A 12,398-nucleotide genomic window follows, 5' to 3' on the forward strand; every position below is an offset into this window, starting at 1 on the left:
GGGCGCCACGCGGAGCGTCCGCGTCCGCCGTGGAGCCCGCCGCCCCGGACCCCGCCTCCCCGAGCGGCCCGAAGCCGCTGTGCCGCTCGTAGCGCTCCAGCCGCCCCGACCGGACCCGGTCGGCCAGGTCCGGGTCGGCCAGCGCCGACTCCAGCACCCACCGCACGTCGCGCTCCACACCGGAGCCCACCCGGGCCCCCGCGGTGCGACCGAGGGCCGCCGCCCGGCGCGCCAGCGCCCCGACCAGCCGGTTGCGCTGCGCGGACACCTCCCGCAGGGCCGCGCCGTCGAGGGAACGCTGGGCGTGGGCCAGCACCGGGGCCAGGGCCAGGAGCCCCTCGACCTCGTCGCGGGCGTCGTCGACCAGCAGGTTCGCCAGCCACGCGGCCCGCGTCGGCCGCCGGGCGGCGGCGATCTCCCGGGCCGCGTCGGTGTCCGCGGCGGCGCGGGCACGGGCGGCGGCATCGTCGCGTGCGGCGACGAAGTCCTCCGGCGGGACCCGGTACAGCCGGTCCAGCTCCGCGTCCGTGTCCACGCCGGCGGCCTCAGCTCAGGTTCGCGTGCGTCCCGACCAGGACGGCGCGGCCGACGGTGTGGCTGAACAGGGTGAACGCCAGGAAGGTGGGCGTCGCGGTGGCGGGCACGTCCAGCGTGGGCACGTCGACCGCGTGCACCACGAAGTAGTACCGGTGCGGGCCGTGCCCGGGCGGCGGCGCGGCGCCCAGGTAGCGGGCCAGGCTCGCGTCGTTGGGCAGCTGGACCGCGCCCTCGGGGAGGCCTGACCCGCTGTCGTCACCCGCGCCGGACGGCAGCGAGGTCACCGAGGCCGGCACGTCGAACACCGCCCAGTGCCAGAACCCGGCGACGGTCGGGGCGTCCGGGTCGTAGCAGGTGACGGCGTAGGACTGCGTCCCCTCCGGCGCGCCGGACCAGGACAGCTGCGGCGAGACGTCCTCGCCGCCCGCGCCGAAGATGCCGGACAGCTGGGGGGTGGCGAGCGCGGCGCCGTCGCTCACGTCGGTGCTGGTCAGGGTGAACGACGGGACCGGGAGCAGCTCGTCGTAGGGGTTGCGGGGCACGGGGCGGACCTCCTCGGATCGGTGGCGGTGGGTCTCGCCGTGATCCTGGCACGGCGCGTCGGCCGCCGTCCGGCCGCGGGGAGGGCAGGGTGTCGGTCCGTGGAGATGCTGCTCGTGCTCGTCGGGCTGATGGTGGCCGCGGTCGTCCTGGTCGGGGTGGGGGACCGGCTCCGGCTGCCCTGGCCCGCGCTGATGGTGGTTCTCGGCGTGGTCGTCGCGCTGCTGCCCGGACTGCCCGACGCATTCGTCATCGACCCCGAGCTGATCCTGCCGCTGTTCCTGCCGCCGCTGCTGTTCGCCACGGCGCAGCGCACGTCGTGGGCGCTGTTCCGGGCGCGCAGGCGGACGATCGCGCTGCTCGCCGTCGGCCTGGTGCTGGTCACCGCCACCGCCGTCGCCGGGACGGTCTGGCTGCTCGTGCCGGGGCTCGCACTCACCGCCGCCGTCGCGCTCGGGGCGATGGTCGCCCCACCGGATCCGGTCGCCGTCGAGGCCGTCGCCGGGCAGGTCCCGATCCCGCGCCGGGTGGTGGCGGTGCTGCAGAGCGAGGGCCTGTTCAACGACGCCACCGCGCTGGTCGTGTTCCAGGCCGCGGTGCTGGCGACCGTCTCCGGCGACGAGCTGAGCCCGCTCGGGCTGGGCCTGCGGTTCGTGCTCGGTGCCGCCGGCGCGGTCCTCATCGGACTGGGTGTGGCCTGGCTGGCGCGCCGGGTGCTCGGCAGGCTCACCGACGCCACCGGGCGCAGCGCGCTCACCCTGGTCCTGCCGTTCGCGACCTACCTGGCCGCCGACGAGCTCGGCGCGTCCGGGGTGATCGCCGTCGTCGTGCTCGCGCTGCAGCTGCGCGCCGGGGCCGACGCCGACGAGGCCGCCGAGCGGCTCACCCAGTCCTCGCTGTGGAACGTCGTCGAGCTGCTGGTCACAGGGCTCGCGTTCGGCCTGATCGGACTCGACCTGCGCCAGGTCGTGCTCGCCGCGGGCGACGAGCTGCCGACGATGCTCGCGCACGCGGCGGTCGTGTGCGTGGTCGTCGTCGCGGTGCGGGTGCTGTGGATGGTCGTCGCCTGGCGGCTGCTGTCCCGCAGCGCCGACGACGCCGCCGCGGCCGGCGCCGCTCCGCTCACCGGACGCGAGGCTGTGCTGCTGTCCTGGTGCGGCATGCGCGGTCTCGCCACGCTCGCCCTCGCGCTGTCGCTGCCGCTGCAGACCGCGTCCGGGGCGCCGTTCCCCGCCCGCGACCAGCTCGTCCTCATCGCCGTGTCGGTGCTGTTCGTGACGCTGCTCGTGCCCGGTTTCACCCTCGGCATGCTGGTCCGCGCCCTCGACATCGACGACGAGGCCGACGCCGAGGAGCGCGCCGAACGCGCGATCGTGCTGCGGGCGCGCCGGGCCGCCGTCGCGACCCTGGAGTTCGAACGCACGGTGCGGGGCCTGCCCGAGGAGGTCGGCACCGCGATGCGGGAGCGGGTCGAGCGGCTGGAGCGGGTGCTGTCGGGGGAGACGCCCTCGGAGGAGGAGCGGTCCCGGATCGCGGCGGTGAAGAAGGCCCGCACCGCCGTCGCCGAGGCCCAGGCCTCGGCGCTGGCCGCCGCCCGGACCGAGGTACTGGCCGCGCGTCGTGAGCCCGGAGTCGACCCGCACGCCGTCGACCGGGTCCTGCGCCGCCTCGACCTGCGCACGGTGCTGCTCGACTGAGGACCGGAGGTGTCCGCGTCGACGGTCACGCTCGCCGCATGACGCCGTCGCCGCCTGCAGGGCGATGTGGTGGAGTCCCGACCCGTCGGTGGCGGGAGCGGCGTTCGGACGGCTGCAGGCGATCGGCACGGCCACGGTCACCGACGGGACCGGCGACGGCGTCGCGGCCGGGCTGCGCGCGGCGCTGCCCGACCTCACCGATGCCCAGGTCGGCTACCTCGTCTTCGGGCTGGTGTTCGCCGGGCAGCTCACCACCGACGCCGCGCTCGGGTACGTCGTCGCCCACGCCCTGGCCCCCGGGCTCGCCGGCCGCACCGCCGGGGAGCTCGACGCGCTGGTCGCCGGGGTGCTGCGGGTCCACCCGCCCGCCCCGTTCTCGCTGTGGCGCTTCGCCCGGACAGTCGCCGACCTCGACGGTGTGCCGCTGCCCGCCGGGGCGCCGGTGCTGGTCGACACCCGGGGGATCGACGCCGGCCCGGTCGTCGGGCACCCGCTGACCTTCGGGCACGGTCCGCACTTCTGCGCCGGTGCGCACCTGGCCCGCCTCAAGCTCCGCACCGTGCTGGAGGTGCTGCGGGACAGGTTCCCCGACGCTCGTCCCGCCGGTCCCGTGTCCGGGCTCGTCGAGGTGCACCCGGGCGGGCCGGTCGGGGCGCGGCTCGCCGCGTTACCGGTACGGCTGCATCCCGCGCGGTGATCCTTCCCGCATCCCATCTCCAGCCATCACATGATGAACTGTGCAGATGTTCGAGCGACGGGCGGTGCGGTCCGCGACCGTGACCGCGGCACTCGCCGTACTGCTGGCGGTCGCGCTCGTGGGCTCGCTCGCGTTCGGCGCCGAGGTCCTCCCCGTCGCGAAGGTCGTCGACGCGGTGCTGCACGACCGGCCCGGCCCCGTCTCGACGATCGTCCGGGACCTGCGGATGCCGCGCTCGCTGCTCGCCGCGATCGTCGGCGCGGGTCTCGCGCTCGCCGGCGCCGGGGTGCAGACCCTCGTGCGCAACCCGCTCGCCGACCCCTACCTGCTCGGGGTGTCCTCCGGCGCGAGCGTGGGCGCCACGGCCGTCATCACCACCGGGGTGCTGGGTGCGCTCGGCACCTGGGCGCTGTTCACCGGCGCGCTCCTCGGGGCCCTCGCGGCCGGGGCGCTCGTCGGGGCGATCGCCGTCGCCCAGGGCGGGATCACCCCGATCCGGCTGATCCTCACCGGAACCGTGCTCGGCTCGGCGTTCTCGGCGACGGCGAGCTACCTGGTCTTCCGCTCCGGCGACCCGGCCGCCGCCCAGTCCGTGCTGTTCTGGCTGCTGGGGAGCCTGTCCGGGGCGCAGTGGGACCGGGTCGCGGTGCCCGCGGTGACCGTGGCGCTCCTGCTGGTGCTGCTCGGGGCGTTCAGCGGCTGGCTCGACGCGCTCACCGCCGGGCCCGACACCGCGGCCGCACTCGGCGTGCCGGTGACCGCCGCCCGGGCCGCGCTGTTCACCGTGTGCGCGGTCGCGGTCGGCGTGCTCGTCGCGGTGTCCGGGGCGGTCGGCTTCGTCGGCCTGGTCGTGCCGCACCTGGCCCGGCTGCTCGTCGGGTCCCGGCACCGGGTGCTGCTGCCGGTGACCGCGCTGGGCGGCGCGCTGTTCCTGCTCGTCGTCGACGTCACCGCCCGGATCGCGGTGCGGCCCACCGAGATGCCGCTGAGCGTGGTCACCGGGCTGATCGGCGCCCCGGTGTTCCTGATCCTGATGGGACGCCGCCGCTACCGGACCGCCGGGAGCCCGGCGTGAGCCTGCGTGCGGAGGGGCTCACCTGCGTGCTCGGCGGCCGCACCGTCCTGACCGGGGTCGACCTCGCCGTCGAGCCGGGGGAGGTGCTCGGCGTCGTCGGGCCCAACGGCAGCGGCAAGTCCACCCTGCTGCGCGCCCTCGCGGGGATCCGCGGGCCCGCCGCGGGTCGCGTGCTGCTCGACGGCACCCCGCTGACCGCGCTGCGGGCCCGGCAGCGGGCGCGGCGGATCGCGTTCGTCGGCCAGGAGGAGGACCTGTCCCCCGACCTGTGCGCCGGGGAGGTCGTCGCGCTCGGCCTGGTGCCGCACCGGCCGCCGTGGGCGGGCGGCGACGTGGTCGAGCGGACCGCGGTCACCGCGGCGCTGGCCGTGGTCGAGCTCGACGGTCTCGCCGACCGCCCGGTCGACCGGCTCTCCGGCGGTGAACGGCGCCGGGTGCTGCTCGCCCGCGGCCTCGCCCAGGACGCCGGTGTCCTGGTGCTCGACGAGCCCACCAACCACCTCGACGTCCGCCACGCGCTGGGCCTGCTGGAGCTGGTCCGGTCGCTGCGCCGGACCGTCGTGGTGAGCCTGCACGACCTCGACCTGGCCGACCGCTGGTGCGACCGCCTCGTCGTCCTGCACGACGGCCGGGCCCTCCCGGCCGTGTCCGACCTCGACCCCGACACCGTCTCTCGGGTCTTCGGGGTCGCCGCCGCCCGCGTCACGCATCCGGTGACCGGGCGGTCCCGCCTCGTGTTCGACTCGCTCAGGGAGAGCTCGTGACCCGTCCGCTACGCCTGTCCGCCGTCCTCGCCGCGGGGGTGGTCGTCCTCGCCGCCTGCTCGGCGCCCGCCCCGGCACCCGCCGCAGCCGGTGACCCCGCCGGCACGGTCACCGTGCAGAACTGCGGTGCCCCCGCGCAGTTCCCGGCGCCGGCGCAGCGCCTGTTCGTCAACGACGGCAACATGATCTCGATGGTCCTGGCGCTCGGCGCGCAGGACCGGGTCACCGCGGTGTCGAGCATGCAGCGCGACGCCGACACGCTGCGCCGCCACTACGGCGCCGCCGTCGACGGCCTGGCGCAGGCGGCGCCGGAGTACCCGACCCTGGAGACCGTCCTGGCCCGCGACCCCGACGTGATGGTCGCCGGCTGGAACTACGGCTACGGCGAGGCGAAGAACCTCACCCCGGCCCGGCTGCGCGAGCAGGGCATCACCCCGTACGTGCTGACCGAGTCCTGCCGCCAGGCCGACGGGCAGAGCGCCCGCGGCATCGTCGACCCCTGGACGGCGCTGCGCGACGACCTGCAGAACCTCGGCACCATCACCGGGCACACCGCCGACGCCGACCGCGTCGTCGCCGACCTCGACACCCGGCTCGACGCGCTCGGGAAGGCACCGAGGGCCGCGACACCGCCGACGGTGTTCCTGTTCGACAGCGGCACCGACACCCCCTTCTCCAGCGGCCGGTTCGGCGCCCCGCAGGCGATCATCGAGGCGGCCGGGGCGCGCAACGCCCTCTCCGACGTCGACGACACCTGGACCACGGTCTCGTGGGAGCGGGTCGCGACGGCACAGCCCGCCGCGTTCCTGTTCGTCGACTACCCGCCGCAGACCTTCGCCGAGAAGGTCGCGATCCTGAAGAGCCGTCCCGACACCCGCGACCTGCCGGCGGTGAGGGAGAACCGGTTCCTGAACCTGCCCTACGCCCTGTGGACCTCGGGCCCGCTGAACATCGACGCCGCCGAGCAGGTCCGGGCGGCGCTCGAGCGCTGGAACCTCGTGCCTGCCTCCGGCCTGACCCCCCGGTCCGACGACGTGCCCCGCAGCTGACCGCGCAGGCCCGGGGGCGCCGTGCGGCGCCCCCGGGCCGGTCGGTCGGTCAGGTGATCGTGATGCCGCCGTCGACGGCCCAGGTCTGGCCGGTGACGTAGCCACCGGCCTCGGAGGCGAGGAACAGCACCGCCGCCGTCAGCTCCTCCGGGTCGCCCTTGCGGCCCATCGGGATCCGCTCGGTCATCCGCTCCAGGTAGCCGTCCTGGTACTGGTCGGTCATCTCCGAGGCGAAGAACCCGGGCGCGACCGCGTTGACCCGGATGCCCCGGCGGCCGGTCCACTGCTGGGCCAGGTCCCGGGTGAGTCCGACGATGGCGGCCTTCGACGCCGAGTACGCCGCCTGCGGCAGCGACGCGGTGGTGAGCCCCAGCACCGAGGAGATGTTGACGATGCTGGACCCGGCGCCCATGTGCGCCGCGCAGGCCTGCGCCATCCAGTACGAGCCGTTGAGGTTGACGTCGACGACCCCGGTGAACTGCTCCGGGGTCTCCTTCAGGGCCGGGACGGCGGTGCCGATCCCGGCGTTGTTGACCAGCACGTCGAGCCGGCCGAACTCGTCGACGGCGGCCTGCGCCAGCGCCCGGCAGTCCTCGGGCTTCGCCACGTCGGTGGCGACGGCGACCGCGCGCCGGCCCGCCGCCTCCACCAGGGCCACCGTGTCGGCCAGCCTGTCGACCCGCCGCGCGCCCAGTACGAGGTCCGCACCGGCCTCGGCGAGGCCCTTCGCGAAGGCCACACCGAGGCCGGACGACGCACCGGTGACGACGGCGACCCGGCCGTCCAGTCGGAACCGCTCCATCAGAGTCACGCCGCGACCCTAACCCGGATCAGCCGGCGAGCTTCTCGGCGAGCTGCGGGACGAGCCGCTCCAGGGCGTACGGCGCGGACAGCACGCTGTTGTAGGTCATCGCCCCGCGGGTGTCGGCGTCGGGCACGACCATGTCGCCGCGGGCCACGACTGGGATCTGGCGCAGGACCGGGTCGGAGTCGACCTGCTGCTTCGCGGCGCCCTCGTCGGCCAGCATCACCAGCACGTCGCCGTCGAGCAGACCGGCCTGCTCGGAGGAGACCTCGACGTAGAAGCTCTGCCGGTCGTCGCGCTCGGCGATGGCCGGTGGCTGCGCGAAACCGAGACCGGTCATGAACTGGCCGCGGGCGTCGGCGGCGGTGAAGGCGCCGTACGTGCCGTCGAAGGGCAGCACCGTCGCCCCGACCTGTCCGCGGAACTCGGGGTGGGCGGTGACGGCGTCGGCGAACGCGGCGTCGGCGGTCCGGATCAGCTCCTCGCCGCGAGCGGTCTCGCCCAGCGCGGTCGCGACGGCGCGCATCTGGTCGGTGCGGCTCACCCCGAACGCGATGGAGCCCGCGGGACGGGCGACGACCGGCGCGATCGCGGTCAGCCGGTCGTAGGCGGCCCGGTCGATGCCCGAGGACAGCGCGATGATCACGTCCGGGCGCAGCGCGGCGATCCGTTCCAGGTTCGGCTCGGGCTCGGTGAGGACCTGCGGCGCCTCACCCTGCACGAGCCCGCGGGCCCACGGACCCAGCCCGCCGGTCTCCTGGTAGAAGGTGTAGGAGGCGACGGCGACCGGGGTCACACCCAGGGCGAGGACGGGGTCGGCGTCGGTGACGCCGAGGGCGACGACCCGCTGCGGGCGGGCGGGGATCTCCGCGGCGCCGAAGGCGTGGTCGATGCGGACGGGGAACGCGCCGTCGGCGGTGGACGGGGCGTCCGTCCGGCCGGGACCGCCGGACGTACAGGCGGTGAGCAGGCCCACGAGGGCCAGCAGGAGGATCAGTCGTCGATGCACATCGGGACAATAACCGAGGCTTACCTAACCCGAAATGTCCGGAAGATCTCGCCGCGGCGCGTTCGCACCGGCCGACGCGTCGCGGACCGGTGCGAACGCGCGGGGTCAGCCGCGCGGGCGGCGCTTGCGGGCCACGACGGCCCGGTAGAGCAGCGGGTCGCGACTGGTCGCGAGCCGGTGCCGGTAGACGGTCGACCCGAGCTCCTCGAGCTCGCCGGAGGCCAGCATCGAGGAGATGAGACCGGCGAACCCGGAGGTGTCGCCGTCGCTCAGGAAGTCGTCCCGCAGGGTGATCGCGACGAAGCCGTCGACCGCGACCATGTCGAACGCGGCGCGGAACGCCGCGGGCGGGATGTCGCCGAAGCCGAGCGCGGCGACGCAGGTCAGGGCGTCGAAACCGCCCGCGGCGATGGTCTCGGTGGTCTCCTCGTCCAGGTCGGTGAGGTCCACGACGTGGTAGTCGTCGTAGACCCCCGGGCGGTCCCGTTCGGCGGCGTCGCGGGCCTCGGGGAGGATGTCGATCCCCACCACCTTGCCGACGCCGCGGGCACGCAGCTCCTCGGCGACGATGCCGTTGCCGGCGCCGACGTCGAGGACCCGCAGCCCGGACGGGTCGACGCCGACGGCGTCGAGCTGCTCGGCCAGCGCACCGGCCACCACGGCCGGGGACTGGCACTGCAGGATGTCGTAGAACAGCTTCTCGTAGAGGCCCGGGATCTTGAAGAGTTCGTCGTAGTCGTGGAAGCGGTACTCGGTCCACCCGTGTCCGAGGTCCAGCACGCAGTACTCCGCGTCCTGCTCGAACGAGGTCGTGGGTTCCGGCAGAGCAAGCCGGTAGGTCGGTTCGGAACGCTCGACGGCCATGAAAATCCTTCCTGGTCGGGAACGGACACCTCGACGCTAGTGCACCCGGCGCCTCCGAACGGGGGTGAGCGATGTCGCACGGGCCGCGATGTGACTCTGCGGTAGGTGGTGACACGATCGGCGGCGGGAGACACCCGGAGATCACCGTCGATCAGCGAGGAGAGACATGACCCAGCAGCAGAGGACCGCCGTCGTGACCGGTGGGGCGCGCGGCATCGGGGCCGCCACCGCGATCCGGCTCGCCGCCGACGGGCACAAGGTCGCGGTGCTGGACCTGGAGGAGTCGGCCGCGAAGTCCACCGTCGAGGCCATCGAGTCCGCCGGCGGGACCGCGGCCGCGTTCGGTGCGGACGTCGCCGACGAGCAGGCCGTCGCCGCGGCCGTCGACGCGGTCACCGAGCGCCTCGGCGCCCCGACGGTGCTGATCAACAACGCCGGTATCACCAAGGACAACCTGCTGTTCAAGATGACCGTCGACGACTGGGACGCGGTCATGGGCGTGCACCTGCGCGGTGCGTTCCTGATGACCCGCGCGGTGCAGAAGCACATGGTCGACGCCGCCTGGGGCCGGGTCGTGAACCTCTCCTCGACCTCGGCGCTGGGCAACCGCGGCCAGGCGAACTACTCCGCGGCGAAGGCCGGCATGCAGGGCTTCACCAAGACCCTCGCGATCGAGCTCGGCAAGTTCGGCGTCACCGCGAACTGCATCGCCCCCGGCTTCATCGCCTCGGAGATGACCAAGGCGACCGCCGAGCGGATCGGCGTGGACTGGGAGGAGTTCAAGGCCGCCCGGGCCAAGGAGATCCCGGTGCAGCGCCCCGGCGCGCCCGAGGACATCGCCCAGACCGTGTCGTTCTTCGTCGACGAGCGCTCGTCGTTCGTCAGCGGCCAGGTCATCTACGTGGCCGGTGGCCCGAAGGCCTGACCCACCCACGACGAACGGGCCGGCTCCGCTGCTGCGGTGCCGGCCCGTTCGTCGCGGGGGTCAGGAACTGCTGGTCATCGGCACGATCGCCCAGCCGGGGATGTCGTCCTGGCCGGAGACCGGCACGGCGTCCGCGGAGAAGTTGACGAGCAGCACCGAGCCGTCGGCCGCGCGGAAACCACCCAGCGACGAGCCGTCGGTCGCCCGGCCCAGCTCGACGGTGCCCTCACGGAGCCTGGGCACCAGCCAGCGCCACGCCTCGGTCAGCGGGGTCGGCTGACCGCCGTTCTCGTCGGTCGCGGGGGTCCACAGCGAGGAGTACTCGAGCGAGTTGCTGCCCTCGGGACCCCACAGCAGCGAGCCCTGGGTGCCGGAGCGGGCCATCGCCTGCAGGGCGGCGATCGTCGAGACCGCGCTGGCGGGGGAGGCGAAACCGGCCTGGGCGTCGGCGGGGACGTTGGCGTAGAACTCGGCCCACCAGATCGGGAGCTGCGTCCGTTCCTGGATCCAGCGGTCGATCACCGAGAACTTCTCGGCGCCGACGTCGACCGGTGAGATCGCGTCCTGCTGGCCGCGGTTGGTGGTGGAGCCGTCGACGACGATGAAGTCCGCCCCGACGTTGTTCTTCAGCCAGTAGTCCAGGACGTCGAGCGGCCGCTGGTCGAGCGCGCCCCAGGGGCCGCGGATGGCCGAGGCGTCGCCCGAGTCGACCGGCACGCTGCTCATCACGACGTACGGGCCCCCGACCTGGACGTCGGGCCGGACGGACTTCACCGCCTGGTAGACCTGGTTGTAGAAGTTCGTGTAGCCCTCGTAGTCCCAGCGGTTCTCGGCCTGGTTGTAGAAGCCCTTGAGCTCGTTCCACACCAGGACGCGGTCGACCTGCGGGTACCGCTGCACGGCCTCACGGGCGAGGTTGGCGAAATCGGCGAAGTGCTCGGGCAGCGGTGCCTTCTCGAGCCGGTCCCAGCGGGTGGCGCCGCTGTCGCGCGGCGCGCCCTTCATCCAGTCCGGGGAGCAGCAGAGCGTCAGCATCGCCTTGCCGCCGGTCTCCTCGGTGAGCTGCATCCGGCGGTCCAGCGAGCCCCACTCGAACTCGCCGGGCCGGGGCTCGGGGTTCAGCGTGCCGAAGCCCATGAGGTGGTGGTTCTGGTACTCCTGCCCGAGGCTCGACAGGATGTCGACGCCGCGCTGGCGGGCCTGCGCGGGCTCGGTGTCGTCGAGGCTGTCCTGGGTGTGGGTCACCCCGATCTCCATCGGGCCTGGCTGCTCGTCCCAGCGCCAGCCGTTCAGGTCGACGGCCTTGGCCGAGGCCTCCAGCGCCGACGACGGCACGGTGTCACCGGTGGTGGTGCCGCCGGTCCCCGAGGTGCAGGCGGCGAGGGCCAGGATCCCCGCGAGCAGCAGGGCCAGGGCCGGGGTCCGGCGCAGGCCGGGCCGGAACCGGGGGGGCCGCGACGGGGACCTCGGTCCGGACGTCGTCGGGGAGGGACGGCGTGACGCTCGCACGGGCTGGTGACCTCACGTTCTGACCGGACGCGGCGCCGGGCGGATGCCGTGGCGCGCGCGGGCTCGTACTGACTCCTGCACTCCTGCGCGGGACGGTGTCCCGGCGAGGTGCTCCCAGCGTGTCAGGGGGCTCCTGTGACCCGACTGAGAGAACCTCGCGAACGCCCGGAGCCGGCCGGGGCCCGCTATCGGACGTTCGGAGCAGAGTAGGGCCGCGGTTCGCGAGGGCCGCACGCAGCCCCGCTGCGCAGGTGAACCCTCTTGTCGCGCAGCGTGTACACCCGGTCGGCCCGCGGCAGCACCGCCGGGTCGTGGGTGATGACGAGCACGGCCCGGCCCGCCGCGGCGGCGAGCAGGTCGTCGAGGACGGCGTCGCGGGTGTCCGGGTCGAGGTGCGCGGTGGGCTCGTCGAGCACCAGCACCGCGGGGTCGACGAGCAGCGCGCGGGCCAGCGCGAGCCGTCGCCGCATCCCGCCCGAGAGCCGGGCGCCGTGCGCGCCGACCTCGTCGTCGAGGGCCAGGCCGGCGAGCCCGACCCGGCGCAGGACGTCGATGAGGTGGGCGTCGTCGGCGTCGGAGGCGGCCAGGCGCAGGTTCTCCCGGACCGTCGAGTCGAACACGTGCGGGTCGGCGGGTACCCCGGAGACCACCGCACGGACCTCGTCGGGCGGGCGCAGGGCCAGGTCGTGCCCGTCGAGCCGGACCGACCCCGCGCGCGGGTCGAGGAACCGGAACAGCACCGCGGCCAGCGTCGACTTGCCCGACCCGCTGGCACCGACCAGCGCCACGACCTCCCCGCGTCCGACGTCGAGGTCCGCCCCGTGCAGGACGGTGCGGCCGCGCCCGTCCGGTCCCGGCCCGGGCCAGGCGGCGGTGAGCCCGCGGACCTGCAGGTCACCGCGGCGCGGCAGCGGCCCCGGCCCCGGG

12 protein-coding genes and 1 pseudogene are annotated in these 12,398 nt (G+C 74.7%); 6 read left to right on the forward strand and 7 right to left on the reverse strand.

Features of this window, described 5'->3' with window-relative positions; all coding sequences use genetic code 11:
• Together NH602_RS20535 and NH602_RS20540 are read right to left on the reverse strand one after the other, a co-directional pair.
• Positions 1-535: pseudogene (locus tag NH602_RS20535) on the reverse strand (hypothetical protein); the annotation flags it as partial.
• Between the two features lie 10 nt (positions 536-545).
• The gene (locus tag NH602_RS20540) at positions 546-1,079 is read right to left on the reverse strand and encodes a YbhB/YbcL family Raf kinase inhibitor-like protein (RefSeq protein WP_253068655.1); all 534 of its coding nucleotides are present in this window, start codon (positions 1,077-1,079) and stop codon (positions 546-548) included.
• Between the two features lie 105 nt (positions 1,080-1,184).
• Here NH602_RS20540 and NH602_RS20545 point away from each other — a divergent pair, with 105 nt between their 5' ends.
• The 5 genes from NH602_RS20545 to NH602_RS20565 all read left to right on the forward strand — a co-directional run bounded on the left by NH602_RS20545 (position 1,185) and on the right by NH602_RS20565 (position 6,359).
• Positions 1,185-2,774, forward strand: coding sequence for a Na+/H+ antiporter (locus NH602_RS20545; protein ID WP_253068663.1), 1,590 nt, complete (start codon positions 1,185-1,187; stop codon positions 2,772-2,774).
• 64 nt (positions 2,775-2,838) lie between these two features.
• On the forward strand, positions 2,839-3,471 hold the full coding sequence (locus NH602_RS20550) for a cytochrome P450 (protein ID WP_253068656.1): 633 nt from the start codon (positions 2,839-2,841) through the stop codon (positions 3,469-3,471).
• A gap of 46 nt (positions 3,472-3,517) precedes the next feature.
• On the forward strand, positions 3,518-4,546 hold the full coding sequence (locus tag NH602_RS20555) for an iron ABC transporter permease (RefSeq protein WP_179759897.1): 1,029 nt from the start codon (positions 3,518-3,520) through the stop codon (positions 4,544-4,546).
• Positions 4,543-5,310 (forward strand): ABC transporter ATP-binding protein, encoded by a 768-nt coding sequence (locus tag NH602_RS20560; RefSeq protein ID WP_253068657.1) that lies wholly within the window; start codon positions 4,543-4,545, stop codon positions 5,308-5,310. The genes NH602_RS20555 and NH602_RS20560 overlap by 4 nt, the downstream gene beginning before the upstream one ends.
• Complete coding sequence (locus NH602_RS20565) at positions 5,307-6,359, forward strand: ABC transporter substrate-binding protein (protein WP_253068658.1); 1,053 nt, start codon at positions 5,307-5,309, stop codon at positions 6,357-6,359. The genes NH602_RS20560 and NH602_RS20565 overlap by 4 nt, the downstream gene beginning before the upstream one ends.
• Before the next feature lie 49 nt (positions 6,360-6,408).
• On the opposite strand, the gene NH602_RS20570 is transcribed toward NH602_RS20565, so the two are convergent.
• The 3 genes from NH602_RS20570 to NH602_RS20580 all read right to left on the reverse strand — a co-directional run bounded on the left by NH602_RS20570 (position 6,409) and on the right by NH602_RS20580 (position 9,037).
• Positions 6,409-7,161 carry an SDR family NAD(P)-dependent oxidoreductase gene (locus NH602_RS20570; RefSeq protein ID WP_202417911.1) on the reverse strand — a complete coding sequence of 251 codons (753 nt, stop codon included), beginning with the start codon at positions 7,159-7,161 and terminating at the stop codon, positions 6,409-6,411.
• Positions 7,162-7,189: 28 nt separating this feature from the next.
• Positions 7,190-8,056: an iron-siderophore ABC transporter substrate-binding protein gene (locus NH602_RS20575; RefSeq protein ID WP_374210229.1), complete on the reverse strand. Its 867-nt coding sequence runs from the start codon at positions 8,054-8,056 to the stop codon at positions 7,190-7,192.
• A gap of 222 nt (positions 8,057-8,278) precedes the next feature.
• Positions 8,279-9,037: a class I SAM-dependent methyltransferase gene (locus tag NH602_RS20580; protein WP_073574929.1), complete on the reverse strand. Its 759-nt coding sequence runs from the start codon at positions 9,035-9,037 to the stop codon at positions 8,279-8,281.
• Positions 9,038-9,203: 166 nt separating this feature from the next.
• On the opposite strand from NH602_RS20580, the gene fabG reads away from it, so the two are divergent.
• Positions 9,204-9,962, forward strand: coding sequence for a 3-oxoacyl-ACP reductase FabG (gene fabG / locus NH602_RS20585; protein ID WP_253068660.1), 759 nt, complete (start codon positions 9,204-9,206; stop codon positions 9,960-9,962).
• Positions 9,963-10,022: 60 nt separating this feature from the next.
• On the opposite strand, the gene NH602_RS20590 is transcribed toward fabG, so the two are convergent.
• Together NH602_RS20590 and NH602_RS20595 are read right to left on the reverse strand one after the other, a co-directional pair.
• Complete coding sequence (locus NH602_RS20590) at positions 10,023-11,471, reverse strand: hypothetical protein (protein WP_253068661.1); 1,449 nt, start codon at positions 11,469-11,471, stop codon at positions 10,023-10,025.
• A 185-nt stretch (positions 11,472-11,656) separates the two neighbouring features.
• The coding region (locus NH602_RS20595; protein WP_253068662.1) for an ATP-binding cassette domain-containing protein at positions 11,657-12,398 on the reverse strand (742 nt) is incomplete at its 5' end.

Origin of the sequence: Pseudonocardia sp. McavD-2-B (assembly GCF_024124365.1) — a bacterium.
Lineage (GTDB): Bacteria > Actinomycetota > Actinomycetes > Mycobacteriales > Pseudonocardiaceae > Pseudonocardia > Pseudonocardia alni.

What these genes read in the sequence shown, in the direction of transcription:
- NH602_RS20550 (WP_253068656.1), top strand. Translation starts at nt 2,839, where the DNA reads ATGTGGTGGAGTCCCGACCCGTCGGTGGCGGGAGCGGCGTTCGGACGG.
- NH602_RS20545 (WP_253068663.1), top strand. Translation starts at nt 1,185, where the DNA reads ATGCTGCTCGTGCTCGTCGGGCTGATGGTGGCCGCGGTCGTCCTGGTC.
- NH602_RS20555 (WP_179759897.1), top strand. Translation starts at nt 3,518, where the DNA reads ATGTTCGAGCGACGGGCGGTGCGGTCCGCGACCGTGACCGCGGCACTC.
- fabG (WP_253068660.1), top strand. Translation starts at nt 9,204, where the DNA reads ATGACCCAGCAGCAGAGGACCGCCGTCGTGACCGGTGGGGCGCGCGGC.
- NH602_RS20570 (WP_202417911.1), bottom strand. Translation starts at nt 7,161, where the DNA reads ATGGAGCGGTTCCGACTGGACGGCCGGGTCGCCGTCGTCACCGGTGCG.
- NH602_RS20580 (WP_073574929.1), bottom strand. Translation starts at nt 9,037, where the DNA reads ATGGCCGTCGAGCGTTCCGAACCGACCTACCGGCTTGCTCTGCCGGAA.